The 26,711-nt window shown below is 67.3% G+C and carries 21 protein-coding genes; 4 read left to right on the forward strand and 17 right to left on the reverse strand.

Annotation, left to right across the window (positions count from 1 at the left end):
• Window positions 1-10: 10 nt before the first annotated feature.
• The 5 genes from ACFPN1_RS08525 to ACFPN1_RS08545 are packed head-to-tail and all read right to left on the reverse strand — an operon-like array spanning window position 11 to window position 4,965.
• The gene (locus ACFPN1_RS08525) at window positions 11-1,951 is read right to left on the reverse strand and encodes a type IV pilus secretin PilQ (RefSeq protein WP_386754447.1); all 1,941 of its coding nucleotides are present in this window, start codon (window positions 1,949-1,951) and stop codon (window positions 11-13) included.
• A 15-nt stretch (window positions 1,952-1,966) separates the two neighbouring features.
• Window positions 1,967-2,494, reverse strand: a complete 528-nt coding sequence (locus ACFPN1_RS08530; RefSeq protein WP_386754847.1) for a pilus assembly protein PilP — start codon at window positions 2,492-2,494, stop codon at window positions 1,967-1,969.
• 31 nt (window positions 2,495-2,525) lie between these two features.
• The gene (locus tag ACFPN1_RS08535; RefSeq protein WP_386754448.1) at window positions 2,526-3,221 is read right to left on the reverse strand and encodes a type IV pilus inner membrane component PilO; all 696 of its coding nucleotides are present in this window, start codon (window positions 3,219-3,221) and stop codon (window positions 2,526-2,528) included.
• Entirely contained in the window at window positions 3,218-3,907 is a 690-nt protein-coding gene (locus tag ACFPN1_RS08540) for a PilN domain-containing protein (RefSeq protein ID WP_386754449.1), read from the reverse strand. The genes ACFPN1_RS08535 and ACFPN1_RS08540 overlap by 4 nt, the downstream gene beginning before the upstream one ends.
• Window positions 3,907-4,965, reverse strand: a complete 1,059-nt coding sequence (locus tag ACFPN1_RS08545; RefSeq protein ID WP_386754450.1) for a pilus assembly protein PilM — start codon at window positions 4,963-4,965, stop codon at window positions 3,907-3,909. Before ACFPN1_RS08545 ends, ACFPN1_RS08540 begins: the two co-directional genes overlap by 1 nt.
• A gap of 445 nt (window positions 4,966-5,410) precedes the next feature.
• Between ACFPN1_RS08545 and ACFPN1_RS08550 the strand changes: the two genes are divergently transcribed.
• The 3 genes from ACFPN1_RS08550 to ACFPN1_RS08560 all read left to right on the forward strand — a co-directional run bounded on the left by ACFPN1_RS08550 (window position 5,411) and on the right by ACFPN1_RS08560 (window position 10,339).
• Window positions 5,411-7,918 (forward strand): penicillin-binding protein 1A, encoded by a 2,508-nt coding sequence (locus ACFPN1_RS08550; protein ID WP_386754452.1) that lies wholly within the window; start codon window positions 5,411-5,413, stop codon window positions 7,916-7,918.
• A 188-nt stretch (window positions 7,919-8,106) separates the two neighbouring features.
• On the forward strand, window positions 8,107-8,766 hold the full coding sequence (locus ACFPN1_RS08555) for a hypothetical protein (RefSeq protein ID WP_386754453.1): 660 nt from the start codon (window positions 8,107-8,109) through the stop codon (window positions 8,764-8,766).
• Window positions 8,767-8,833: 67 nt separating this feature from the next.
• Window positions 8,834-10,339: a M20/M25/M40 family metallo-hydrolase gene (locus ACFPN1_RS08560; RefSeq protein WP_386754454.1), complete on the forward strand. Its 1,506-nt coding sequence runs from the start codon at window positions 8,834-8,836 to the stop codon at window positions 10,337-10,339.
• Between the two features lie 66 nt (window positions 10,340-10,405).
• Here the strand turns inward: ACFPN1_RS08560 and ACFPN1_RS08565 are convergent, their stop codons facing one another.
• The 7 genes from ACFPN1_RS08565 to ACFPN1_RS08595 all read right to left on the reverse strand — a co-directional run bounded on the left by ACFPN1_RS08565 (window position 10,406) and on the right by ACFPN1_RS08595 (window position 20,403).
• On the reverse strand, window positions 10,406-11,710 hold the full coding sequence (locus ACFPN1_RS08565) for a citrate synthase (protein WP_386754455.1): 1,305 nt from the start codon (window positions 11,708-11,710) through the stop codon (window positions 10,406-10,408).
• Between the two features lie 302 nt (window positions 11,711-12,012).
• On the reverse strand, window positions 12,013-12,258 hold the full coding sequence (locus ACFPN1_RS08570) for a type B 50S ribosomal protein L31 (RefSeq protein ID WP_386754456.1): 246 nt from the start codon (window positions 12,256-12,258) through the stop codon (window positions 12,013-12,015).
• Window positions 12,259-12,341: 83 nt separating this feature from the next.
• The gene (locus tag ACFPN1_RS08575; RefSeq protein WP_386754457.1) at window positions 12,342-13,277 is read right to left on the reverse strand and encodes a nucleoside hydrolase; all 936 of its coding nucleotides are present in this window, start codon (window positions 13,275-13,277) and stop codon (window positions 12,342-12,344) included.
• Between the two features lie 26 nt (window positions 13,278-13,303).
• Entirely contained in the window at window positions 13,304-15,421 is a 2,118-nt protein-coding gene (gene recG, locus ACFPN1_RS08580) for an ATP-dependent DNA helicase RecG (RefSeq protein WP_386754458.1), read from the reverse strand.
• 98 nt (window positions 15,422-15,519) lie between these two features.
• Complete coding sequence (locus ACFPN1_RS08585) at window positions 15,520-17,934, reverse strand: TonB-dependent receptor (RefSeq protein ID WP_386754459.1); 2,415 nt, start codon at window positions 17,932-17,934, stop codon at window positions 15,520-15,522.
• A 64-nt stretch (window positions 17,935-17,998) separates the two neighbouring features.
• Window positions 17,999-19,156, reverse strand: coding sequence for an SO2930 family diheme c-type cytochrome (locus tag ACFPN1_RS08590; RefSeq protein WP_386754460.1), 1,158 nt, complete (start codon window positions 19,154-19,156; stop codon window positions 17,999-18,001).
• Window positions 19,153-20,403, reverse strand: a complete 1,251-nt coding sequence (locus ACFPN1_RS08595; protein WP_386754461.1) for a parallel beta-helix domain-containing protein — start codon at window positions 20,401-20,403, stop codon at window positions 19,153-19,155. The genes ACFPN1_RS08590 and ACFPN1_RS08595 overlap by 4 nt, the downstream gene beginning before the upstream one ends.
• Before the next feature lie 108 nt (window positions 20,404-20,511).
• Here ACFPN1_RS08595 and ACFPN1_RS08600 point away from each other — a divergent pair, with 108 nt between their 5' ends.
• Window positions 20,512-21,591 carry an AraC family transcriptional regulator gene (locus ACFPN1_RS08600; RefSeq protein ID WP_386754463.1) on the forward strand — a complete coding sequence of 360 codons (1,080 nt, stop codon included), beginning with the start codon at window positions 20,512-20,514 and terminating at the stop codon, window positions 21,589-21,591.
• 84 nt (window positions 21,592-21,675) lie between these two features.
• On the opposite strand, the gene ACFPN1_RS08605 is transcribed toward ACFPN1_RS08600, so the two are convergent.
• The 5 genes from ACFPN1_RS08605 to ACFPN1_RS08625 all read right to left on the reverse strand — a co-directional run bounded on the left by ACFPN1_RS08605 (window position 21,676) and on the right by ACFPN1_RS08625 (window position 26,672).
• The gene (locus ACFPN1_RS08605; RefSeq protein ID WP_386754464.1) at window positions 21,676-22,059 is read right to left on the reverse strand and encodes a RidA family protein; all 384 of its coding nucleotides are present in this window, start codon (window positions 22,057-22,059) and stop codon (window positions 21,676-21,678) included.
• 95 nt (window positions 22,060-22,154) lie between these two features.
• On the reverse strand, window positions 22,155-24,347 hold the full coding sequence (locus tag ACFPN1_RS08610) for a RelA/SpoT family protein (RefSeq protein ID WP_386754465.1): 2,193 nt from the start codon (window positions 24,345-24,347) through the stop codon (window positions 22,155-22,157).
• A 145-nt stretch (window positions 24,348-24,492) separates the two neighbouring features.
• A complete protein-coding gene (gene rpoZ, locus ACFPN1_RS08615) occupies window positions 24,493-24,792 on the reverse strand; it encodes a DNA-directed RNA polymerase subunit omega (RefSeq protein ID WP_386754466.1) in 300 nt (99 codons plus the stop codon).
• Window positions 24,793-25,030: 238 nt separating this feature from the next.
• Entirely contained in the window at window positions 25,031-25,672 is a 642-nt protein-coding gene (gmk, locus tag ACFPN1_RS08620; protein ID WP_386754467.1) for a guanylate kinase, read from the reverse strand.
• Window positions 25,673-25,811: 139 nt separating this feature from the next.
• Window positions 25,812-26,672, reverse strand: a complete 861-nt coding sequence (locus ACFPN1_RS08625; RefSeq protein ID WP_386754469.1) for a YicC/YloC family endoribonuclease — start codon at window positions 26,670-26,672, stop codon at window positions 25,812-25,814.
• Between the last annotated feature and the right edge of the window lie 39 nt (window positions 26,673-26,711).

Genomic DNA, 26,711 nt, shown 5'->3' on the forward strand with positions numbered 1-26,711 from the left:
ATGCGATCGATCAGCGCTGCGCGACCTGCAACACCTTGGGCGTCACGAAGATCAGCAGCTCGGCCTTTTCCTTGTTCTTGCCCTTCTTCTTGAACAGGTTGCCGAGGAAGGGGATATCGCCCAGGAACGGCACCTTCTGGACGTCGCTGCGATCGCGGAATTCGTACACGCCGCCGATCACCACGGTCTGGCCGTCTTCGATCAGCACGGCGGTGTTCACTTCGCGCTTGTTGATCAGCGGCACGCTACCGATCGAGGCCTGCACGAAGTCTTCGACCTCGTCCTTCTTCACGTTCATGTTGAGGAAGACACGACCGTCGTTGGTGATGGTCGGAGTGACCTTCATTTCGAGCAGGACGTCCTTGAACTGGACCGTCTGCTGCGCGACCTGGCCAGCGGCGCCGGCGCCCTGGGTCACGGTGACGTAACCCACTTCCTGGCCCTGGCGGATCACCGCCTCGCGCTGGTTGCTGGTCACCACGCGCGGGTTGGAGATGACTTCGCCGCGGCCTTCCTCCTGCATAGCCGACAGTTCCATGTCGAGCAGGTAGCCGGCATTGAGGATCGACAGGGCCAGCGCGCCGGCCGGATTGTTCACCGGCAGGTTCACGTTCAACTTGCGGTTGAAATCGAAGCCGTTCTGCCCGGCCATGACCCGATTGGCACGTTCGATGGCATTTTCCGACGAGGCATCGGTATCGCCGCCGAAGCCGAGCGAGCTGCGGTCGCCGTCCTTGCCGGTCGCGCCGTGCAGGCCGAACTTGGCGCCGATCTCGCGGGCGAAGGTTTCGGTGGCGATGACGATACGGGCCTCGATGATCACCTGATCGACCGGGCGGTCGATCACGCGGACCAGTTCCTTGATCTGGGCGACCTTCTTGGGGATGTCGCTGACCATCAGGGTGTTGGTGCGGTCATCGGCAACCAGGCGGCCGCGCTGCGAGAGGAAGCCGTTGTCATTCTGGTTGTTGGTGTTGCCGCCCTGACCGCCACCGGAACTGCCACCAATGCCCTTGGCTTCCGTCAGCGCCTTAAAGATCGCGCCGGCATTGTGGTAGTTGATCTGGATGTACTCGGTCACCAGGTCGACGCGGTTGTCGAGTGCGATGCGCGCGTCTTCCTTGTCCTGCTCGTACTTGGCGATTTCGGCCTGCGGCGCGATCCAGATGACATTGCCGCTACGGCGCTTGTCCAGCCCCTTGGCCTGCAGGACGATGTCCAGCGCCTGGTCCCAGGGCACGTTGACCAGACGCAGCGTGACGTTGCCCTGCACCGTATCGGCGGCGACGACGTTGAGCCCGGACTCCTCGGCGATCAGCTGCAGGACGGTGCGGACCGGCACGTCCTGGAAGTTGAAGGTGACGGGACGGCCGCTGTAGCTGCGCGCCGCAGTGGGAGCGGTTGCCGGAGCGCCCATCGCACGTTGCGACTTGGCGGCCGCGGCCCGCGGAACGATTTCGACGATGTAGTCGCGGCCCGTCTGGTAGGCCATCGACTCGTATGCGCCGGTGGTGTTGAGCACCAGCTGGGTGCCGGTGCCGGCCGAACGCGCGTCGATCGTCTGCACCGGGGTGGCGAAATCGGTGACGTTCAGGGGCTTCTGCAGGTTCGCCGGCAGTTGGGCGTTACCGACATTGATGGTCACCGTCGAACCCGTGCTGCGCAGGTCCGGCGCGGCGCCATCGCCGCTGAAGCGCAGGATCAACTTGCCCGCGCCGCCGTCGCCGCGCTTGAAGTCGATGTTCGATACGGAAATGGTTCCCGGCAGTTGCTTGGCGGGATCGTTGCTCGCCGCAGGTGCGACGGTCGGCGCGAGTTGCGCGACGAACGTCGGCGTGAACGACCCCTTGGCCGAAGGCGTGGCGGCGTGCACTGCGCTGAATCCGGCCAGCAGCCCGATTGCGAGGCCGATGCCGGTGCGCTTGGAGCGGTTGGCGTTGAAAACGGTCATCGTGTCATCCCCCAATCATTGATCTTCTAATGCGACCGACGCTGGACGTTCCAGCCAGCCACCCGCGCCATCCGGCACCAGTTCCACCAACTCGATGCGGTCTTCAAACACGCCCGTCACGCGACCGTCGCTCTGCCCCATGTAATTCCCCGGGCGGACGCGGTAAGTCACCTTGTCCGGTGCCATTACCAACGCGATCATGCCCGGACCACGGCCCAGCGTGCCGACCATATCCAGGCTGTCGAGCGGAAATTGCTCGAGCGTCTGCTTGCGGCGATCGCGATCCGGCCTGGGTCCCGACCCGGAGTCGGAGTCCGTGAATGCCGTGCTGAAAGGATCGCGCAGCGAATAGGCGGCGTATTCGAACGTCTCGAACTGCTGCATCACCGGCAGCGGCTCAAGGGGCGGCGCCGGCCGCGCTTTCACTTCGGCAACCCACTTCTCGAGGTTGGGCGCATCCCCCGGCGTGCTCGTGATGCCGCGAGCGCATCCGGTGAGGGCGAGTACAAGCGCGGCTACGAGTGGCAGTGTCCGGTTGCGCATGGCATTCAGGCGATCAGATGGACCGTGCATATCAGCCCCCTCCCTGCGTGTTGCCGGCGGGAGCGTTCGTGGCCGGCGCAGCTTTTTCCTGCGCAGCGACCTCTTCTTCGTCGAGGTAGCGATACGTCTTGACCGTACCGGCGAGTTCGAGCGGACTGTTGGCCGTGATCGCAACGGGCTTGCCGTTCCGGTCCTTGTCCCGTGGCTTCAGCGAGATGTCGTGCATGGTCATGATGACCACGCGCGGCAGGGTCGCGACGCCGCTCACGAAACCGCCGAACTGGTGGTAGGTGCCCACCATCCGCAGCGCGATCGGCTTCTCCGCGTAGAACTCCTTCGGCATTTCAGGACCGGGCTGGAACAGCTCGTTGGTGATGCCGGTAGCCAGCGCCGTCTGCGAAATGTCGACGATGAGATCCGGCATTTCGGTCTTGCTCGGCAACTGGCGCAGCATCTGCTTGAGCTGCTCTTCCATCTGCGCGAGCTGCTGCTTGAGCGGCTCGAGGTTGGCGGCGCGGCCCTGCTTGGTCTCGAATTCCTGGCGGAGTTCGGTTTCCCTGTTCTCCAGTCCTTCGAGTTCATCCAGCTTGTCGCGCACGAACAGCCACCAGCTCAGCAGGATGATCACCAGGGCGATGATCACGCAGAAGCCGACCTTGGCCTGCTGTGGCCAGGACCCCATGTTGTTGAAGTCGAGTTCGCGCAGCGAGAATTTCTTGGCGCTCACGAGGCGGCTCCTTCTTTCACGGGGGCGGCCGGCGTGTTGTTGGCCGGGGCAGCGGGCGTCGTGGCCGGTGCAGTTCCTGCGGGAGCGGCGGGCGCGGCAGCCGGGGCATCCGGCACGCCATCGCCGTCTTCATCCTTGGGCGCGTTCGGGTTGGCGAGCTTCACCGACAGCTTGAACTGGTTCGGCAGCGCCTTGTCTTCGCCCTTGGCCTCGATGATCGACAGGTCGGGCTTGGTCATCCAGCCCGAGCCTTCGAGGTTGCGCATGTAGGTACTCACGCGGGCGTTGGACTGCGCGCGCCCCTCGAGCGTCAACGTGTCCTCGTCCTGCTTGATCGAAGTGAGGATCACACCGTCAGGGATCGTGCGCACCAGCGAATCGAACAGGTGCACCATCTGCGAACGGTTGGCCTGCAGCTTCTCGATGATTTCCTTGCGCGCGAGCAGCTTGGCCTTCTTCTCGTCGAGCAGCTTGATCTCGTCGATCTGTTTCTGCACGAGCGCGATCTGGTCGGTGAGGTACTGGTTGCGCTCGTTCTGGCCGCTGATCTGGGCCTTGTAGTAACCCACCATCAGGAACGACAGCAGGACCGCACCCATGGCCGAGAGGCCCAAGAGGATGCTGAATTCCTTCTGGCGCTGCTTGCGCCGTTCGGCGCGCCACGGGAGGAGGTTGATCCGTGCCATCAGTCGAAGCTCCTCAGGGCGAGGCCGCAGGCGATCATCAGCGCCGGCGCGTCCTGCGCGAGCGCGTGCGCCTGGACACGGGGACCGAGCGTCATGTGGGCCAGCGGATTGGCAACCAGGGTCGGAACGCCCAGGTGCTCTTCGACCATCTGGGCGATGCCCGGAATGGCCGCATTGCCACCGGCGAGCACGATCTGGTCGACGCGGTTGAATTCGCTGCCCGCGTAGAAGAACTGCAGCAGGCGGCTGACCTGCTGGACCATGGCTTCCTTGAAGGGCTCCAGCACTTCGGCCTGGTAGCTCTCGGGCAGGCCGCCCTGGCGCTTGGCCAGGCCGGCTTCTTCATAGCTGAGGCCGTAGCGGCGCATCACCTCGTCGGTGAGCTGCTTGCCGCCGAAGACCTGCTCGCGGCTGTACAGGCTGCGGCCGTTGCGCAGCACGTTGAGCGTCGTCATCGTCGCGCCCGAGTCGATCAGCGCCGTCAGGCCATCGCGCGGGCCGCTCAGCTGGTTGGCGAGCAAGGCGAAGGCGTTTTCGATGGCGAAGGCCTCGACGTCCATCACCTTGGGCGTCAGGCCGCCGATTTCCAGCGCGGAAGATCGGAGCTCGACGTTTTCCGAACGGGAGGCCGCCAGCAGGACCTGCAGCGTGCCCGGGTTGTTCGGCATCGGGCCGAGCACCTCGAAGTCGAGGTTCACTTCCTCGATCGGGTACGGAACGTAATTGACGGCTTCCAGCTCAACCTGCGATTCGAGATCGTCCTCGTCGAGATCGGCCGGCATCGGAATCACCTTGGTGATCACCGACGAGCCCGCGACTGCGGCGGCGGCGTATTTCACCTTGGTGCCCGAGCGGTTGACCGCGCGCTTGATCGCCTCGCCCACCGCCTCGACCTCGACGATGTTCTTTTCGACGACCGCATTGGGCGGCAGCGGCTCGACCGCATAGTGCTCGACGCGGTAGCGGTCGCCAGCCCTGGAGAGCTGCAACAGCTTCACCGCCGTCGAACTGATGTCCACGCCGACGAGGGTCGGCTGGCCTTTTGTGACGATCCCCACGATTTTTTCTCCCCATGCCACAAGCGCTTACGCGCACTTCGTGTGGCCGTGCCTTAAATATCGGACTTTCCCCGGACTGGCAACTCCCCCGTGCCCCGAACTGCCAACCAGACCGCTTTTCCCTCTGAACGCTGAACCGGAATCGGAACGGCCGTAGCGGTAGACGACCCCCATACGAGCCGGACGGACACCGGGCCACCCCCAAGCACTGCCCCCCCGCGTGCCCTCGCCGCCCGGATCGGACCCGATCCGGAACGTCGTCGCTGCTGCCGGCCCCCGACGGCCACGATGCGCCCCCGATGCGCAACGCTCGGGCGGCGAACGCGATGAATCGGCCCGATCGCACCTGCGCAAACGCGGTCATTCGTCCCGGTGCGCCCACCCGCCTCCTCTATACTCCTCGACCACAGCACCCGCAATCACCGTTGCCAGGAATTCCGCTTAGATGCCCCGTTTTCGTCGCTTGCTGCGCTGGACGCTGATCGCGGCCACCAGCGTGGCCCTGCTCGGCGCGATCGCGCTGGGCGTCCTCTACTTCCTCATCGCCCCCAAGCTGCCGGACGTCGAGACGCTGCGCAACGTCGAGCTGCAGGAGCCGATGTACGTGTACTCGCGCGACGGCAAGCTGATGGCCCTGTTCGGCGAGACGCGCCGCTACCCGGTCAACATCGAGGACGTTCCGCAGCGGCTCAAGCAGGCCTTCCTGGCCGCCGAGGACGCGCGCTTCTACAAGCACCACGGCGTCGACTACAAGGGCACTGCGCGCGCCATCTGGCTGCTGGCCACCACCGATGACCGTCGCGTCCCCGGCGGTTCGACCATCACCCAGCAGGTCGCGCGCCAGTTCTTCCTGAGCCAGGAATACAGCTACAAGCGCAAGCTCGCCGAGATGCTGCTGGCGATGCGCATCGAGAACGAGCTCAGCAAGGACGAGATCTTCGAGCTGTATCTCAACAAGAGCTTCTTCGGTCACCGCTCTTACGGCGTGGCCGCGGCGGCGGAGTTCTACTACGGCAAGAAGCTCAACCAGCTGAGCCTGGACGAGATGGCATCGCTCGCGGCGATTCCGAAATTCCCCTCGACCGCCAACCCGCTGAGCAATCCGGCGCGCGCCAAGGAACGCCGCGACGTCTACATCCTGCAGCGCATGGCGCAGCTGAAGTTCATCACCCAGGCCGAAGCCGACGCCGCCAAGGCGGTGCCGATGCATGCCACGCCGCACGAGCGTCCGGTCGAGGTCCATGCGCCTTACGTCGCGGAGATGGTGCGCCAGGAGATGGTGGCGCGTTATGGCGCCGAAGCCCTGACCAAGGGCTACCACGTCATCACGACCATCGATCCGGTGCTCCAGGCGTCCGCGGACAAGGCGATCCGCGCGGGCCTGCGCACCTACGACCTGCGCCACGGCTGGCACGGGGTGGAGCAGCACTTCGACCTCGCCGATACCGAAGACCGGGCCACCACCCTCGCCCGCCTGCGCAAGGTATCCGCACAGGCCGACCTGCTGCCGGCGATCGTGCTGGCAGTCGAGGACCGATCGGCGAAGGTGCTGCTGGGTGACGGCAGCGAGCTGGAACTGGGTCCCGACCAGGGCTGGAACGGCCAGAGCCCGGACAAGCTGGTCAAGCGCGGCGACCTGGTGCGCGTGCTGCGCCAGGAAGCGGCGGCCGACGCAAAGCAGGCCGCCAAGCCGGCCGCCGGTGTTCGCTACTCGCTCGCGCAGGTGCCGCGCGCGCAGGCGGCGCTCGTCTCGCTTGAGCCGTCCAACGGTGCGCTGCGCGCGCTCTCCGGCGGCTACAGCTTCGCCGGCAACAAATTCAATCGCGCCACCCAGGCGCGGCGCCAGCCGGGCTCGAGCTTCAAGCCGTTCGTCTACGCGGCGGCTTTCGAACGCGGCTTCAACCCCGCGTCCGTCGTGCTCGATGCGCCGGTGGTGTTCAAGGATCGCCGCGGCCACCTGTGGCGCCCGCAGAACGACACCGGCAACTTCGCCGGGCCGATGCGCCTGCGCGAGGCCATGGTGCAGTCGCGCAACCTGGTGTCGGTCCGCCTGCTCGATGCGATCGGCGTCGACTACGCGCGCAAGTACATCAGCCACCTGGGCTTCGAGGAGAAGGAACTCCCGCCGAACCTGTCGATGTCGCTGGGCACCGCTTCGCTGACGCCGCTGTCGGTGGCGCGCGGCTTCTCCGTGTTCGCCAACGGCGGGTTCCTGGTGACGCCCTGGTTCATCGATGAGGTCCGCGACTCCAACGGTGCGGTGCTCTTCAAGGAGAAGCCGGCCACGGCGTGCCCGCAGTGCGGCATCGGCAGCGCCGGCAAGATCGTGGCTACGCCGGCGGCGTCCACCGTCGTGGACGGCTTCGACCTGGGTCCGGCAGGCGGCTCGGCCAGCCGCCCCGCGATCGCCGCCGCCGACACGAGCAAGCCCAAGGAAATCAAGGCACCGCCGGCCGACATGGTGGTGGCGCCGCGCGCCATCGATAACCGGATCGCGTACCAGATCGTGTCGATGCTGCGCGACGTCGTGCTGCGCGGCACCGGCACACCGGCGAAGGTGCTGAACCGCGAAGACGTCGGCGGCAAGACCGGCTCGACCAACGACCATCGCGACGCGTGGTTCTCCGGCATCGGCGGGCCCTACGTCACGACCGTCTGGGTAGGCCGCGACGACTACAAGTCGCTGGGTTACCGCGAATACGGCGGGCGGGCCGCGTTGCCGATCTGGATCGACTACATGCGCGTCGCGCTCAAGGATCAGCCGATCGCGACCAACGAGCCGCCGGAAGGCATGGTGAAGGTTTCCGTGGCCGCCAACGGCACGCTGATGCCGGAAGGCAGCGGCGGCGTCGTCGAATGGGTCAAGGCAGAAGATCTCGACCGCATGGAAACCTACGTCGACTACGGCCCGCAGGACGCGACGCCCACCGAAGAGTCCTTCGACATTTTCTGAATGCAGCCAACCAGGCGTGAAGGAAGCAGGCAACGGCCCGCTTTCTTTTTTGCGGAATCGGTCCGCTCGGCGGTGCCGCCGCGCGCGGATTCCTGATTCACGCCACCCGTGCTAGCGTTTGCTCCCGCCAGCCTCGGCTGGCCGCGGCGAAAATGCCCGCCGTCGTCGTGCCATCCGCGGAGGTCGTCATGCGCCACGCCCGACAGCACGCCCAGCAACACGCCGAGACGCGAACCAGCGAGCGTCGCCGCAGCCTGGCCCACGAAGCCGCGCGCCTGATGGCCGAAGGCGGGATTCGCGACTACCACCAGGCCAAGCTCAAGGCCGCGCAGCGGCTGGGGATCTTCGACGACGCATCGCTGCCGCGCAATCGCGAGATCGAAGACGCGCTGCGCGAATACCAGCGCCTGTTCCAGCGCGACAACGTCATCGAATTGCACCAGCGCCGCGAGGCCGCACTGCGCGCACTGGAGTTCTTCGCCGAATTCGACCCGCGCCTGGTCGGACCGGTGCTGGAAGGTACCGCCGACGCACGCAGCGCCGTGGCACTCCATCTGCACAGCGACGATCCGGAAGCCGTGCATCGGCACCTCGAACAGCATGCGATTCCCGCCGAGTCGCGCACCCGGCGCGTGCGTCTCGACCGCGAACGCAGCGACGATTTTCCGGTGTGGGTATTCAGCGCCGAAGGCCTGCCGTTCGACCTGACGGTGTTGCCGCGCGACGTGGTGCGCCAGGCGCCGCTGTCCGGCATCGACGAAAAGCCGATGCGGCGCGCCTCCGCCGCGCAGCTGCGCCAGGTGCTTGCCGACGAGGAAATCGCCGGCTACGAAGCGGGTCGCGATTGACGCGGCCGCCACGTCAGCCGACGGCGCGCCAATGCACTTCGAATCGACCGACAACAGGAGAACAAGCATGCGGGTTATTCAACGCAGCGCGCTGGCCGCGTTTGCGGCGGGCGCCATGGTTCTTGCGTTCGGCACCGGACAGGCCCACGCCGCCGACGCGGACCTAGACGCCATCCGGAGCGCGGTGACGAAGGGGCACGACGCGACCGTCAAGCGTCTGCAGGACTGGATCGCGCATCCCGCCATCGCCGCCGAGGACCGGGGCTATCCCGATGGCGCCGAATACATGGCGCAGCTGGCGCGCGATGCCGGCTTCCAGCAGGCGAAGGTGATCCGCACCGACGGCAAGCCCGGCGTGTTCGCTACGCTCGATGCCGGCGCCGAGAAAACCGTCGGCCTGTACTTCATGTACGACGTCAAGCAGTTCGATCCCGGCGAATGGTCGTCGCCGCCGCTCGAAGCGCGGCTCGTCGACAAGCCGGGCCTGGGCAAGGTCATCGTCGGCCGCGGCGCGGTCAACCAGAAGGGGCCCGAAACCGCGTTCCTCGCCGCGCTGCACGCGATCCGCGCCGCCGGGCGGAAACCGCCGGTGAATCTGGTGCTCGTCGCGGAAGGCGAAGAAGAGATCGGCTCGCCGCACATCGCGCAGCTCGTACGCAATCCCGAAGTCGAAGCGGCGCTGCGCCGGACCATCGGCGTGTTCATGCCCGCCTCCATGCAGAGCCTGGACGGCGTGGTGACCGTCAATCTCGGCAGCAAGGGCGTGGTCGAACTGGAGCTGGTTGCCAGCGGCGAGAAATGGGGTCGCGGGCCGTCGAAGGACATCCACTCGTCGCTGAAGGCGATGGTCGACAGCCCGGCCTGGCGACTGGTGAAGGCGCTCGACACGCTGGTGTCCGACGACGGCAACGCCATCGCCATCGATGACTATCCCAAGCCGCGCCCGATGAGCGACAGCGAGAAGCAGATGATCGCGGAAGCGACCCGGCGGCGCAGCGAAGCGCAGGCGAAACAGCAACTGGGCGTGCAGCACTGGATCGACGACCTGCCCTGGCAACAGGCCAACGAGCGCCTGGAATCGCAGCCCACGGTCAACATCGAAGGCCTCGTCGGCGGCTACACCGGTCCGGGCGGCAAGACCGTGCTGCCGCATCGCGCCGTGGCCAAGCTGGATCTGCGCCTGGTTCCGGACATGAAGGCCGCCGATGCGGTAGCGGCGCTGAAGGCGCACCTGGCCCGGCGCGGCTTCGGCGACATCGAGGTCAACGTCACCGGCGGCTACGATCCGACCAGCACGTCGGCGGACGCGCCGTTGATCCAGGCGCAGGTGGCCACGCTGAAGAAGCTGGGCATCGACCCGCTGCTGTGGCCGCGCAACGCCGGTTCGTACCCGGGCTACGTCTTCACCGATGCCCCGCTGCAGCTGGCGGCCGGGCATTTCGGGCTGGGCCATGGCAGCGGCGCGCACGGGCCGGACGAGTACTACCTGATCGAATCGGGCAATCCGAAGGTGCAGGGCCTGGATGGCGCCACCATGTCCTTCGTCGAATACCTGTACCAGCTGGCGAAGTAGCGGGCCGTTGCGCCGCGCCCTTCGAAAGGAAAAACGCCCCGCGATGCGGGGCGTTCTTCTGTGCGGTCAGCGCTTGTCGAAGCCGACGTAGTCGCGCGTCGCCGCGCCGGTGTAGATCTGGCGCGGACGGCTGATCTTGTTTTCCGGGTCGTTCTGCTGCTCGAGCCAATGCGACACCCAGCCGGCGGTGCGGGCGATGGCGAACATCACGGTGAACATTTCCACCGGGATGCCGAGCGCCTTGTAGATGATGCCGGAGTAGAAGTCGACGTTCGGGTAGAGCTTGCGCTGGATGAAGTACTCGTCCTTCAACGCGGCCTCTTCCAGGCGCATCGCCACTTCGAGCAGCGGATCGTTGACGCCCAGTTCGCTCAGCACCTGGTGGCACATCGCACGGATGATCTTCGCGCGCGGATCGAAGTTCTTGTAGACGCGGTGGCCGAAGCCCATCAGGCGGAAGCCAGATTCCTTGTCCTTCGCCTTGGCCACGGCGGCACCGACGTTCTCCGGCTTGCCGATTTCGCCGAGCATCTTCAGCACGGCTTCGTTGGCACCGCCGTGCGCGGGGCCCCACAGCGCGGCGACGCCGGCAGCGACGCTCACGTACGGGTTGGCGCCGGTCGAACCGACCAGACGCACGGTCGAGGTCGACGCGTTCTGCTCATGGTCCGCGTGCAGGATGAAAAGCAGATCCATCGCCTTGGCGGCGACCGGGCTGAGCTCGAGCGGCTCGCTCGGCACTTCCTTCATCATGTGCAGGAAGCGCGTGGTGTACTCGAGGTTGTTGCGCGGATAGCGGATCGGCCAGCCGATCGAATAGCGGTAACAGGCGGCGGCGATCGTCGGGATCTTGGCGATCAGGCGGATCGCGGCGAGGCGGCGCTGCTCGGGATCCTCGATGTCCAGATCGTTGTGGTAGAAGCTCGCCAGCGAACCGAGCATGCCGGTGAGCATCGCCATCGGATGCGCGTCGTGGCGGAAGCCGTAGAGGAACGTGCGGAACGCCTCGTGCATCATCGTGTGATGCGTGACTTCGTGTTCGAACTTCGAGAACTCGTCCTTGGTCGGCAGCTCGCCGTTCATCAGCAGATAGGCGACTTCGAGGAAGCTCGACATCTCCGCGAGTTGCTCGATCGGGTAGCCGCGGTACAGCAGCACACCGGCGTCACCGTCGATGTAGGTGATCGCGGAGCGGCAGCTGGCCGTCGCGGTGAACCCGTTGTCGTAGGTGAAGCAACCGGTTTCCTTGGGCAGCTTGCCGATGTCGATGCACGGGGCGCCCAGGGTCGGCTGGTGCACCGGCAATGTGACGCTCTTGTCGCCCGCGGTCAGGGTGACCTGATCGAGGCCGGACTTGGAGGACTCGGACACGCAACGCTCCTGGTATCTGCACGCCGCAGGGAGGGCCGCGGCGGATGGAGGGAAACACCTTCGGTGTAGTCATGCGCGGGCTGGCCGCGACGGAGAATTATCGCATAAGCATTCGCGACCGCAGGTCGCATGCAATGCCGGAAATAGAGCCTCTACTCCAGGATGCAGCGTTGCTGCGGCTCGGGTGCGCGACGCGATGCCAAGTAGCCAGAAAGCGCAAAGCCCGCCGGAAGGCGGGCTTTGCAAAACACGATTCCGCAGCGACAGGAACCGTTGGACCGCGCGTCGTGCGCGGGTCCGGATTACTTCTGCGCGTAGCGCTTGCGGAACTTGTCCACGCGGCCGCTCGTATCCACGATCTTGTGCTTGCCCGTGTAGAACGGATGCGAAGCCGAGGTGATATCGAGCTTGATCAGCGGGTATTCGTTGCCGTCCTCCCACTTGATCGTCTCCTTGCTGGCAAGGGTCGAGCGGGTAAGGAACGCGAAATCGGTGGTCACGTCCTGGAAAACGACTTCGCGGTAGTCGGGATGGATGCCGGTCTTCATGGCAACGCACCAATAGGTTGCGGGGAAAGTCGCGCAGTATAGCGGCCCTCCGGCCGCCGTGGCAAGTCCGGCGAATGCCGGAATCAGCCCGCCGCCAGGGCGCCCTCCACCAGGCCCTCGAAACGGGCCTGGTCGTACCGCAGCAGGATCCGGACGTTGTCGGGGCGGCCGCTCTCGCGGCGCCAATCGATGATCGTCGCCCCGCGGGTCTGGCGCCCTTCGGTCTCCACCGCGAGCGGGCGTTCGGCCGTTTCCACCGCCCCTTCGGGCGCCAGCGCGAACGCCATCGCCAGTCCGTCGGCGGAATGCCAACGATTGCCGCGGCGCTCCCCGGCCCAGGCCCGGGTCTGCCGGGAGATCGCCTCGTAGAAGCGGGCCCGCGGCGATTCGGCCGCCAGCCAGCGGTTCACGTCGACATCCAGCAGGCCGTGCTCCACGGTCGCTTCCCAGTCGCTGAGGTCGATGCGTTCGAAGGCGCCGAATACGATGTGCGCGGCTTCGGGATCGAAGGCGATGTTGAACTCGGCCGCCGCGGTGATATTGCCGTGCGCGGTCACCGCTCCGCCCATCACCACGCAGCGCGCGATGCGCGATGGCAGGGTCGGGTCGAGCTTCAGCGCCAGCGCCACATTGGTCAGGGGGCCCAGCGCTACCAGCACGAGCCGGCCCGCGTATTCGTGCGAGAGGCGCAGGATCGCCAGCGCGGCGTGCTCGTCCTGCGACCGCCGGGAGGCCGGGGCATAGCCGGTATCGCCGAAGCCGTCGCGTCCGTGCACGTAAGCGGCGTCGCGCGCGGGATGCAGCAGCGGCGCGGCGCATCCCGGGAACACCGGCACATCGGCATCCGCGACTTCGCACAGCTTCAGCGCGTTGGCGACGGTGTGCTGCAGGCCGACATTGCCGGCGGCGATGGTGAGGCCCACGACGTCATGGCGCGGATCGTTGAACGCCATGAGCAGCGCGAGGGCGTCGTCGACGCCGGGATCGGTGTCGATCAGAAGCGGGATGCGATTGTTCATGCGGGCATTATGACGAGGTGCTGCACTCATGCCGAGGCATAGCGCGCGGCGCCACCGACCCAGCGGGCGATGATGCGCTCGGCGAGTTCCGGCGCATCGGCCAGCAGTTCACCGCCGACCTGGTGCACGAGCGGCAGCAGGTCGGCATCGCGGGCCAGGTCGGCGACGCGGAAGCCGGCCAGTCCGGTCTGGCGCGTCCCCAACAGTTCGCCCGGACCGCGCAATTCGAGGTCCTTTTCGGCGATCACGAAGCCGTCGTGGGTCTGCCGCATGGTTTCCAGGCGCTGCTTCGCCAGCTGCGACAGCGGCGACTGGTAGAGCAGGACGCAACTCGACGCCGCACTGCCCCGCCCCACCCGTCCGCGCAGCTGGTGCAGCTGCGCCAGGCCGAGGCGCTCGGCATTCTCGACGATCATCAGCGAGGCATTGGGCACGTCGACGCCGACCTCGATCACCGTGGTCGCGACCAGCAGGTCGATCGCGCCGTCCTTGAAGGCGCGCATCGTCTCCTGCTTCTCCGCCGCCTTCATGCGGCCGTGGACGAGGCCGACGCGCAGTTTCGACAGTTGCTTCGACAGGTCCTCGTACGTGCTCTGCGCGGCCTGCGCCACCACTTCGTCGCTGTCGTCGATCAGCGTGCATACCCAATAGGCCTGGCGACCTTCGGCGCATGCCGCGCGGATGCGTTCGACGAGTTCGGGACGACGCTCCGCACTGAGCGCCACCGTCTGCACCGGCGTGCGTCCCGGCGGCAGTTCGTCGATCGCGGACACGTCGAGGTCAGCGTACGCGGCCATCGCCAGCGTGCGCGGGATCGGCGTGGCCGTCATCACCAGCTGGTGCGGCACGATGCTGTCGCCGTTGCCGCCACGGCCGGTGCCCTTGTCGCGCAGCGCCAGGCGCTGGTGCACGCCGAAGCGGTGCTGCTCATCGACGATGGCGAGTGCGAGGTCGTTGAAGGCGACGCCTTCCTGCATCAGCGCATGCGTACCGACGACGACCTGCGCGGCGCCGGAAGCGACTTCCTCCAGCACCTTGCTGCGCGCCTTGCCGGTGACCTTGCCCGCGAGCCAGGCGGTGCGCACACCCAGCGGCTCCAGCCAGCCGCGCAGGTTGTTGAGGTGCTGCTCGGCGAGCAGTTCGGTCGGCGCCATCAGCGCGGCCTGCTTGCCGGCTTCCACCGCCTGCATCGCCGCCAGCGCGGCGACCACCGTCTTGCCGCTGCCGACATCGCCCTGCACCAGCCGCAACATCGGCACGGGCTTGCCCAGATCGGCGCGGATTTCGGCGAACACGCGCTGCTGCGCACCGGTCAGTTCGAACGGCAGCGCCTTGCGCAGTTTCGTCGCCAGCGTCGCCTTGCGCAGCGCCGGCGCGGCATGCGCCTGTTGCGCGAGACGCTGGCGGCGCAGACTGAGGTGATGCGCGAGCAATTCCTCCAGCGCCAGGCGTCGTTGCGCCGGATGGCGCCCGGCCACGAGAGCCGCGACGTCCTCGCCGGCCTGCGGCCGGTGCACGGTCAGCAGCGCGCTGCGCAACGACGGCAGGCGCAGCGATTCGCGCAAGGCGGCCGGCAGCAGCTCGAGCGAATCGTCCTGCGGCAGGCGATCGAGCGCGAGCCCGACCAGCTTGCGCAACGAGGCCGGGCCGACGCCCTCGATCGCCGGATACACCGGATCGAGCGCGCTGCCGAGTTCGGCCTCGTCGTCGTCGCCCAGCATGCGGTAGCTGGGATGCACCATCTCCAGGCCCTGCTGGCCCAGGCGTGGCGTGCCGTAGCAACGTACGCGCGTGCCGGGCGTGAACTGCGCCGCCTGCGCCGCGCGGAAATGGAAGAAGCGCAACACCAGCGTCGCGTGCGAATCGTCGCCGATCGCCACGCGCAGCATCGGGCGGTAGCGGAAGCCACGCTCGACAGCCTGCACGCGGCCTTCGACCTGCGCGGGAACGCCGGCCTGCAGGGCACGCACCGGCGTCAGCGCGGTGCGGTCCTCGTACTGCCGCGGCAGGTGCAGCCACAGGTCCTGCACGGTCAGCAAGCCGCGCGCCGCGAGCTTTTCGGCCACACGCGGCCCTGCCCCGGGCAGGCTGGTGATCGGCCGCTTCTGGAGGTCGACGACGTTCCGAATCGTGCGCATCGGCATCGCTACAGCATGCCGGGATCGCCCGCCAAATAAAAAGGGACCCGGCGCGCAACGCCGGGTCCAGGGCGGCCGATGCGGATCGCGCCGCACGCAGCCCATCAGAACTTCACGCCGACCTCCACGCCGTAGCTGCGCGGTTCGGTGACGCGCGCGCCCACCGTACCCAGCACGGTCAGGCCGTAGGTGCCCAGCGAGTTCACGTACTGGTTGTCGAGCAGATTGTTGCCGTACACGGCCCAGTTCCAGTGGCCGTTCGGCGAGGTCCAGCCGATCCGCGCGTCGAGGATCTGCTGCGCCTCGCCCATGTCGATCGCGCCGAAACGGCCACAGCTCAGCTGCGTTTCCGACTCGTCGTTCTCGCGGCAATCTCCGACGTAGGAATAGCGCATCGCCGCACGCACATCGCCCTTCTCCGCCAGACGCCAGACGTAGTTGGCGCCGGCCGAGAACGACCACGCCGGCGCGCCGGTGGGCTGCCCGCCCAGATCCACGCCCTGCGGATTGACGTAATCCTTGTAGCTCGAATCCAGATATTCGGCGTTGAAGTCGAAGCCGAGCCCGTCGGTCGCCTGCCAGCGCAGGTCGAAGTCCACGCCCCAGGCTTCCTGGTCGGAGGTGTTGACGACGAAACGCGGAATGCTCGTCGACATGTCCAGCGTCACCGCCTGGCGGTTGCTGTAGACGTAGTAGAACGCGGAGGCGTTGTAGGCCAGCCGGTATTCCGGCAGGGCGTGCTTGATGCCGGTCTCGAAGTTCCACACGTCCTCGTTCTCGAACTCGCTGCCGATCTGCAGCGCGTTGAAGCCGCCGGCCTTGTAGCCCTTAGCGAGCGAGGCGAAGCCCATCAGGTCGTCGGTGAAGTGGTAGTCGGCGACCAGGCGCGGGCTCCAGTCGTCCCAGGACTTCTTCGCGCGGTTCAGCACGCCCTTGTTCATCACCGCGGGCGGATCGACGAAGGCGACGTCGAAGACGAACGTTTCCTTCGGCAGCCCGATCGCATCGAAGAAGCCCAGCGCATCCAGCAGGTCGAGCTGCGCGTCCAGCTCGGGCGCGCTGCGCAGGTCGTTGAACCAGGTGAAGTCCTTCTCGTCGCGGGTGTAGCGCAGGCCGGCGGTGAGGTTGAGTTTGTCGCTGACGCGCCAGATCACGTCGCCGAACGCGGCGTAGGCCTTGGTGTCGAGCGAATTGACGAACTTCTCGTTCCACGGCAGCCCGCGCAGGTTCACCGGAATGCCGAAGAAATTGGCCAGGTCGCTGACCGGCCCGAACAGCCCGCCGGGCGGCGCGAGGCCCAGGTTCTGCGCCAGCGTGTCGACCGAATCGGTGAGCACGTTGACTTCGCTGGTCTGGCCGGCTTCCTCCTGGAAATAGCTGACGCCCGCGATCCAGTCGAGATGGTCGGTGCTGCCGCTGAACTTGAACTCCTGGTAGAAGTTCTCGTTGCTCTCGGTGTTGGTGGAGTCGACATACAGGTAGCTGAGGTTGGTGCCGTCCTCCTCGACGCGGTTCAACGAGTCGTACTGGTGCCACGCGGTGGTCGAGGTGAGGCTGCCCCAGCCCAGGTTGTGGTCGACGATGAGCGTCACGCCGTCGAACTCCCGGGTTTCACCGTTCGCCGCATCGGAGGCCGTCGGCACATCCAGCGGATCCAGGAAGGCATCGCTGTCCGCCGGCGCCGTCGGCAATGCCGGCAGCACCGGCACCGCGACGATGCCGGTGGTCGCCTGTCCCTTCTGGTCGAGGCTCTCATGATCCCACGCGATCCACGCGCGCGTGTCGTCGCCGAAGCGGGTCTGGAACGCGGCGCGCGTGGCCCAGTTGTTGTCGGGGTTGAGCTCCTCGCCCGTCACCGCATCGTGCAGCCAGCCGTCGCTGTGGTTGAACAGGCCATTGAAGCGGAACGCGGAGTTCTCGCTGACGGCGATGTTCGCCATGCCCTCGACGTAGGTCTTGTTGTCGTTGCCCAGGCGCAGCTTGCCGCTCGCATGCGTCTCGTCGCCGGGGCGGTTGGTGATGATTGAGATCGCGCCGGCGGCGGTATTGCGGCCGAACAACGTGCCCTGCGGCCCCTTGAGCACTTCGATGCGCTGCACGTCGGTGAACGGCAGCAGCACGCCGCCCCCGCGCCCGGCGTACACGCCGTCCACGTACACGCCGACGGCAGGATCGGTGCCGATGCCGAAGTCGTCGGTCTCGATGCCGCGCAGCTGGAAGCTCGGTTGCGTGGGCTGCAGACTGTTGACCTTCAATCCGGGCACGAAGCTGTCGATATCGCCGAGGTCCTCGGCGGCGACATCGTCGAGCAGGCGTTCGTCGACGACCTGCAACGCGATCGGCACGTCCTGCAGTTCCTGCTCGCGGCTCTGCGCGGTGACGGTGATCGCATCCAGGTCGGTGGCCGTGCGTTGCGCCGGCGCGGCTTCCTGCGCGGACGCGGGCACGATGCCCAACGTGGCGCAGCCGAACAATGCGTAGGCCAGCGCGACGGCGAGCCGGTTCTTGCTTGGTGACATCGGAACTCTCCCCAAAAGACTCCGTTGAAACGCTGCATGCCGCGACGCCACGCGCCGCGACGATCTACAACCCCTGGCGTGCCGCGACGGCCCCCTCGCTGCAGGTGCCGACCCAGACGCGGATCCAGTCCCGCATGAGCGCGACGCCTTCCTCATGCACGGTCGCACGACCGACCTCCGGCATCATCGCGCCGGGATCGAGGCTGTCCATGCGGTAGACGAGGATCGAGTCTTCCGGTTTGCCCGGCACGATATCGAACATGTGATCGCCCGTGCCCTGGCCCGCCGCCACCGGCGGCTTGCACAGGCCCAGGTGGACCGGATCGCGATTGGCCGCATCGAGCCACAGTCCGGACGTGTCGGCGGCACCGCGCGGGCTATGGCAATGGCCGCAATTGATGTCGAGGTAGGCGCGTGCACGCGCATCCAGCGACGCCTGCGGATCGTCGAAGCGCGCGTTGCGCGGCACGCCGTCCGCGGGCAGGCCGGTCAGGCGCCCCGTCGCCGCCATCCGCGCGAGCTGGTTCTCGCCCGGATGCCAGGGATCGTCGCGATTGAGGTGGCGTGCGCGCGGCCCGATCGGCTGGATCGCGCGCTTGCGGTTGTCGGTGTCGTGGCAGCCGGCGCACTGGTTCTCGTCGGGCACCATGTAATTGAACTGCTGCGCGCGGCTGCCGCCGGGCGTCAGCATTTCCAGCGCGATGCTGTCGCCGGCGCGCGCGAGCGTGGCTTCGGTCTGCCCGGCGTTCCACACGTACGGCACCGCGATCCAGCCGTCCCGGCGACGCACCAGCAGGCGCGTTTCGATCAGACGCATCTTCGCGAGGTCGAGCCCCTCGCGGCTCTCGCCGCGCTGCTCGGCCACCTGCACCACCGCGTCGCGGCTGCCGGCGAAGCGCGGGTAGTAGAACGTCTTGCTGATGATGGTGCCGACCGGGAAGTCAAAGGCCTCGTTCGCGCGGTACGTTGCGTGCACGCCCTTCGGCATCCAGATCGTGCGCAGCTTGTGCGCGTAGTCGCTGAACAGCGCGGTGTTGAGCGCATAGGGCTCGACGCCGCCATTGAGCCGCAGGCGCTGGCCATCGGCGATCAGCACATGCCAGTCGCTGAGGCGCTGGGGCAACCCTTCCGCGTGGAAGGCGACCGGCTGCGGTTCCTGCCTGCAGGCGGCGAGCGAGAGCATTGCCAGCAGGACGAGACCTGCGAAAACCGACCGCCTCATGCCGCCCGCGCCGCCTTCGCGGCCGTGGCCACGGTGGCGCCCGGCAGCGATATTTCCGGCAGCGGCGGCAACGTGCAGCGCATGCGCTCGCCCATCAGGTCCGGATTCTTGTACTTGTTGGGTCCGTCCGCGTTGAGCACACCCGACGCGCCATCGACGCAGATCTGCGGCCCCTGGCTGCGCTTCGGATTCGCGTAGCCATCCCACAGCACGTCGGGCAGGCGGCCGGACAGGCCGAACATCGCCACCTTCAGCGCCTTCAGGTCGAGTCCGTCGGGCGAGTCGCCACCGCCCTTGAAGCGGTTGCCGTGCACGTAGACCTCTTCCGGATACGGGTCGTAGTCCTTGGACACGCCGTACTTGTTCATGTAGCCGGTCGACCAGTAGCTGGAGATGATCACGTTCGCCGTCGCGTTGTCGGCGATGTCGTTGTCGAAGATCTCGACCTTGTCCGCCGAGTTGAGCACGACGCCCGAACCCGCCGGCACGCTCGCCACCGCCGCGCCCTTGCGGGCGAAGTTGTCGGTGTTGTTGGCGACCACGCGGTTGTTGAACACGCGCGTGCTGTGTCCGCGGCGCGGCAGGTTGGGCATGTCGAAGACCAGGATGCCGCCGGTGTTGTGCGTGGCGGTGTTGTCGTAAACGTCGGCACGGGTGCTGTTCTCGATCTCGATGCCGGCGACGTTCTGCTCGACGCGGTTGCGGCGGACGATGATGTTGTCCGACTGCCCGACGTACAGGCCCGCATCGGAGGCGCCGATCACCACGCAGTCCTCGATCAGCACGTTCTTCGTCTGCACCGGGTACAGGCCGTAGGCGCCGTTGTCGGTGTGCGGGCCGCGCGTCCATTCCACGCGCACGCCGCGGATCACGATGTTCTCGCCTTCGTTGACCTTCAGGCCGTCGCCCTTGCTGTCCTCGATGGCCAGGTTCTCGATGGTGAAGTTGCCGGCGTTGACCAGCAGGCCCTCGGCGCCGCTCTTCTGTCCCTTGAAGCTGAGCACGGTCTTGTCCATGCCCGCGCCGCGCAGGGTCACGCCGTCCACGCGGAGGTTGAGGCTGCGGTCGAAGGCGTAGGTGCCGGCGGGAATCTCGATGACGTCGCCGGGTTTCGCATCCAGCAGGCGCTCGATCAGTACCTTCTGGTAGTCGCGGTCGACCGCCTTCGGCGGCGTTCCCTGCGGCTGGCAGCCGACCAGCGCGCACGCCAGTCCGAGTACCAGGCCCTTCGCCAACTTCACCGCCATGCCCTGCTCCCATCCCCATGAGATTCCGCCAGTCTGTGACGACCGGGACACGCGGTGGAGGGCAAAGCCGGCATACTGCGGGGGGCAAACCGGACAACCATGCAGGCCATGCGGCATCCCGACATCGTGCACGTCGACGCTCTGGACGGCGACGGATTCGACCGCAGCGACCCACGCCTGAGCGCCGCCAGCATCAAGAGCACGATCGTCGCCGGCCTGGTGGCGATGGCGCGCGAACAGGGCGTGCCGTGCGAAGGCTGGTTTGCCGGGCTGCGCCTGAGCCCCGCGCATTTCGCCGTCGAACCGGGCGAATCGCCGCCGTACCTGTCGTACCGGCAGGCCAGTCAGATCATCCGCCGCGCACTGCGCAGTCTGCCCGGCGAAGGCCACGGCCTCGCGCTGGGGACCCGGCAGGACGTAGGCAGCTTCGGACTGCTCGGGCTGGCGATGCTCACCGCGCCCGACTTCGCCCACGCCCTGCGCCTGGGCGTCCACTACGCGCCGATCACCGGCGCGATGGTCGCGCTGGCGATCGAGGAGGACGGCGAGGGTCTCGCCGTCATCGCCGGCACCCACGAACACGACCGCGAAGTCGAACCGTTCCTGTGCGAGGAGCTGTTCGCCAGTTCGCTGGGGCTGTGCCGGGGATTGCTCGGTCCGCGGTTCGCTCCGCGCGTCGTGGAGCTTGCTTACCCGGCGCCGCGGTATGCCCGGGCGTACCGCGATCTGTTCGGCTGCGAGGTGCGCTTCGACTGCGCGCGGCATCGCGTGGTGATCGATCGCGCGTGGCTGTCGACGCCGATGCCGGCGCACAACACGCTGTCGGCGCAGCAGGTCCGCGCACTGTGCGATGCGCAGATGCCGTCAGGCGAGGAACGCAGCGAGATCGTCGCCGTGGTCGAGCGCGTGCTGCGCCGCGATCTGTCCGAGAACCCGCGTCTGGTCGACATCGCCGCCGAATTGCATCTGACCGAACGCACGCTGCGACGCCAGCTGCAGGCTGCGGGCACCAGCTTCATGGCGATCCACGATCGCGTGCGCAGCGAATCGGCGCGACGCCTGCTGGAAGATCCGCGCCTGAGCATCGCCCAGGTCGGCGCGGCGGTCGGGTTCCGGGATGCGCGCGAATTCCGCCGCGCGTTCAAGCGCTGGACCGGCGTGGCGCCGCGGGCGGTGCGTTCCGGCTGAAAAACGCCGACGCCCACGTGCGGCGGGCGTCGTCGGGATGCAGGCGCGGCCCGGCGCGAGACGCCGGTGACGCTGCCTACGCGATCAGTCGAGCACCATGATCGCGTCGACTTCGAACTGCACGCCGCGCGGCAGGGCCGATACCTGCACGGTGGAGCGCGCCGGGAACGGCGCGGTGAAGTACTCGCCCATCACCGCGTTGACCTTGGCGAAATCGCCCAGATCGGTGAGGAACAGGCCGGCGCGCACGATCCGGTCGAGGGATCCGCCCGCCGCTTCGCACACGGCCTTGAGGTTCTCGAACGCACGTCGCGCCTGCGCCTCGATGTCGCCTTCGATCACCAGGCCGGTGCCGGGATCGAGCGGGATCTGCCCGGACAGGTACACGGTGTCGCCGGCGCGCACGCCCTGCGAATAGGGGCCGATGGCGGCGGGGGCGCGGTCGGTGTGGATGATGTCGCGTGACATGTCGGAATCCGGTGCGGTGGGGATCCGGGAATCGTACTTGCTTTTACGAAGCCCCAATCCCGAATCCCGAATCCCCAATCCCGAATTCCGGCCCCTCAGATCCGCTGCACGCCCAGCACCACCTTGAGCCGGCGCACACGCCGCATGACTTCGGCCAGGTGCTTGCGGTCGCGCACTTCGATCTGGAAGCGGATCGCCGACACGTTGGTGTCGCGCTCGATGTATTCGAGGCGGTCGATGTTCGATTCCGCTTCGGCGATGGCCGCGGCCACCTGCGCCAGCGCGCCGGGGCGGTTGTCCAGCTCGATGCGCATCGCGGTGGGGAAATCGCCGGTGACCTCGCGGTCCCAGCCGATCGACACCCAGCGGTCGGGCGACTTGCGGTATTCGGCGACGTTCGGGCAATCCAGCCGGTGCACGACGATGCCCTTGCCGGTGGTGTGGTAGCCCATGATCTCGTCGCCCGGGATCGGCAGGCAGCACTGGGCGAAGCTGATCACGCCGCGCTCGGCGCCGGTGATGAGGATGTTGTCCCCGTGGCGCGGCATGGGCTCCGGTTCCGGGGCCGCCTTGCGGGTCTTCTTCGCGGTGGCTTCGCGTACCAGGGCCTGCGCGACCTGCTGCGGCATGCGGTTGCCCAGCGCGATGTCGGCCAGCAGCGCTTCCAGGCGCGGATAGCGGTGCTCGGCGAGGAACGCGTCCACGCGCGGCGCGGGCACGCGCTCGAGCGAGGTGGCCTGCGCTTCCAGCGCGCGGTCGAGCATGCGATGGCCCAGCTGCACCGCGTCCTCGTGCTCGAGCTGCTTGAGCTGCTGGCGGATCGAGGTGCGCGCCTTGCCGGAGACCACGAATTCCAGCCATTGCGGTTTGGGCGAGGCCGACTTCGCGGTGATGATTTCCACGCGCTGACCGCTGGCGAGCTTGCTGCGCAGCGGGACGAGCTTGCCGTCCACGCGCGAGGCGACCGCATGGTTGCCCACGTCGGTATGCACGGCATAGGCGAAGTCGAGCGCGGTGGCATTGCGCGGCAGCGAGAGGATGTCGCCCTTGGGCGTGAACAGGTAGACCTCGTCGGGGAACAGGTCGACCTTGACGTTTTCCAGGAATTCCAGCGACGAGCCGGTCGCGCGCTGCGATTCGACCAGGCTGGTGATCCAGCCCTGCGCGCGGCTCTGCGCGCTGGAGGGCATGTCGCGGCCGCCGTGCTTGTACGACCAGTGCGCCGCGATGCCGCGCTCGGCGATCAGATCCATGTCCTCAGTGCGGATCTGCACTTCGATCGGCGAGCCGTACGGCCCGAACAGCACCGTGTGCAGCGACTGGTAGCCGTTCGCCTTCGGAATCGCGATGAAGTCGCGGAAGCGCGCATCCAGCGGCTTGTACGCCGCGTGGACGACACCCAGCGCGTGGTAGCAGTCGGCGACCGCGCCGACCACGACGCGGAAGCCGAACACGTCCATCACCTGGGTGAAGCTTTTGTGCTCCGAGCGCATCTTGCTGTAGATGCTCCACGGCGACTTCACCCGGCTGACCAGGCGGTGCTGCAGCTTCTCCTTCGCCAGCTTCTGCGCGAGGTGCGCCTCGATCTGCACCATCGCTTCGCGCCGCATCACCGGCTGGGTGCGGATGCGCTTTTCCAGCACGGCGTGGCGCCACGGGTGTAGCGCGCGAAAGCCGAGGTCCTGCAGCTCCGCCTTGATCAGGTTCATGCCCAGGCGCTGCGCGATGGGCGCGTAGATTTCCAGCGTCTCGGCGGCGATGCGGCGGCGCGCTTCGGTGCTTTGCGCGCCGAGCGTGCGCATGTTGTGCAGGCGGTCGGCGAGCTTGATCAGGATGACGCGCAGATCGCGCGACATCGCCAGCAGCATCTTGCGGAAGCTTTCCGCGTTGGCTTCCTGGCGGTCGCGGAACTGCAGCTTGTCCAGCTTGGTGACGCCGTCGACGAGTTCGGTAACGGTGGCGCCGAATTCGGTGGTGATCGATTCGGGCGTGAGCGGCGTGTCCTCGAGCGTGTCGTGCAGGATCGCCGCGACCAGCGTTTCCACGTCCAGCCCCTGGTCGGCCAGCACCTTGGCCACCGCGACGGGATGGGTGATGTACGGTTCGCCCGACTTGCGCGTCTGCCCGGCGTGCGCGGCGGCGCCGATGCGCCAGGCACGGCGCAGCTGCCCGCGCTGCGCTTCGGGCAGGTAATGCGTCGCCTGCTCCAGCTCGCGCACGTAGTCGGGCAGGTCCGCTTCGTCGAAAGCGGAGAGGGCCGGAGTGAGCACGGGCGAAGCGGGGGTCATGATCGGAATCTAAGGGCGGGATGGGTGCGGCGCAATGCGGTTCCGCCTGCTCCGGACGGGTGCAAAAACGAACGGCCCCGCCGAGGCGGGGCCGTTGTGGATCGGATGGGGTATTCGGACGTCGCCCGACCTACCGCCGGTCGGATCAGTCGTCGCCCTTGGACATGTCGTCGTCGGCGACCACTTCCGCGGCGGCCCATTCCAGCGCCTCGCGCTCCTTGCGCTCGCGCTCGGACTTCTCGACGGCGTCGATGTAGTCGGTGTCGATGCGGCGCGCGGCGATCTCGCGCAGCGCCAGCACGGTCGGCTTGTCCTGGGCCTCGCTGTTGTCGAGCATCGGCTCGACGCCGTTGGCCAGCTGGCGCGCGCGCTTGGCGGCCATCATGACGAGTTCGAAGCGGTTATCGACCACTTCCAGGCAATCTTCTACGGTGATGCGGGCCATGGGGACTCCGGGCGGCCGGTGGCCGTCCATGCAGGCTTTGAGGGGGCGTGGATTGTAGGGGCCGGGGCGGCACCGATGCAAGCCGGTCCTTGCAAATCAGTTACTTATCGCCAGAGCGACCGCATAAACCGACAGCATCGGCCACGAGTTCGCGCCCATGGGGCGTTCCTACGGGCCGGCCCGGTCGCGCCTTTGGGGCGCTCCTGCGGTTGCGGCGGCCAGTGCGCCCGTCGGCGCGCTACCGGTCCTGGCGCGCGGGCGCCTGCTCGTCCGCCAGCAGCTGGGTGATCAGGCGGGAATGGCGGGCCACCTGGGCCTCGCGGCGCAGGCGGCTGGCGGTGAAGATCGCGCACATCTCGTCGACGGCGGTGTCGAAGTGTTCGTTGACGATCACGTAGTCGAACTCGGTGTAGTGCGACATCTCCTCGCGCGCCGCGTCCAGGCGCTGGCGGATGGTTTCCTCGCTGTCCTGCGCGCGTCGCCGCATCCGCTCTTCCAGCGCCTCGCGCGAGGGCGGCAGGATGAAGACGCTCACCGCATCGGGCACCTTCTTCATCACCTGGCGGGCGCCCTGCCAGTCGATTTCCAGCAGCACGTCCTTGCCGGCCGCCAGCTGCGGTTCCACCGATTGCCGCGCCGTGCCCTTCCAGTCGCCATGCACCAGCGCGTGCTCGAAGAAGTCGCCCGCAGCGACCATCGCCTCGAATTCGGCGGCGCTGACGAAGTGGTAATGCTCGGCATGACGCTCGCCCGGGCGCGGCTGGCGCGAGGTGAACGAGATCGACAGGCAGATGTTCGGATCGCGCGCCAGCACGGCGTTGACGATGCTGGATTTTCCGGCGCCGGAAGGGGCCGCGACGATGTAGAGGGTTCCGCGCATGGGCCGTGATTCGTGATTCGTGATTCGTAATTGGTGATTCGAAGAAGCGGCGGTTAACGACAGACGCGATGCGTATCGGTACTCGGGAATCGCTGATCATGGCCCTTGCGAATCACGAATCACCAGTCACGAATCCCGGCTACTCAATGTTCTGGATCTGCTCGCGCACCTGGTCGATCAGCACCTTCAGTTCCACCGCGGCGGCCGAACTGCGCGCGTCGACGGACTTGGAGCCCAGGGTGTTGGCCTCACGGTTGAATTCCTGCAGCAGGAAGTCGAGGCGGCGGCCCACGGCTTCCTTCAGCTTGAGGACGCGGCGCGCCTCGCCGACGTGCGATTCGAGCCGGTCGAGTTCTTCCTCGACGTCGAGCTTCTGCAGCCACAGCACCAGCTCCTGCTCGAGCCGGCCGGGCTCCAGCGGCTGCGCCAGCTCGGCCAGGCGCGTCTCCAGCTTCAGCCGCTGCCCGGCGCGGATCGTCGGCATCAGCGTGCGCACCTCGCCGGCGATGCGGGCGATCGCGTCGACGCGCTCGCTGATCACGGCGGCGAGCTTGGCGCCCTCGCGTTCGCGCGAGGCGATGAATTCGTCGAGGACTTCGTCCAGCAACGCGAGCGCCTGTTCCTGCAGCGCCGACACGTCGGCCGCCGGCGCCTGCAGCACGCCGGGGAACTGCAGCAGCTGGGTGAAATCGGTGTGCAGTCCGGGAAAGCGCGCGGCCATGTCGATGGCCAGTTCGCTCAGTTCGCGCAGGCGGGTTGGATCCAGCTGCAGGCCTGCGCCGCCTTCCGGTGCGCGCAGGCGCAGGCTGAGATCGAGCTTGCCGCGCGCGACGCGGGTCGCGATGCGTTCGCGCAACTGCGGCTCCAGCGAGCGCAGTTCGTCGTGGAGGCGCACGCCGATTTCCAGGAAGCGGTGGTTGACCGAGCGCAGTTCGCAGCCGAGCGTGCCCCAGGGCGTGGTGCGTTCGCCGCTGGCGAAGGCGGTCATGCTGCGGATCATTCGGGCTCCGTGCGGCGGCGGGAATTGCGGGCGCGCAGT

The sequence above is a fragment of the Lysobacter yangpyeongensis genome (assembly GCF_042655745.1).
Lineage (GTDB): Bacteria > Pseudomonadota > Gammaproteobacteria > Xanthomonadales > Xanthomonadaceae > Agrilutibacter > Agrilutibacter yangpyeongensis.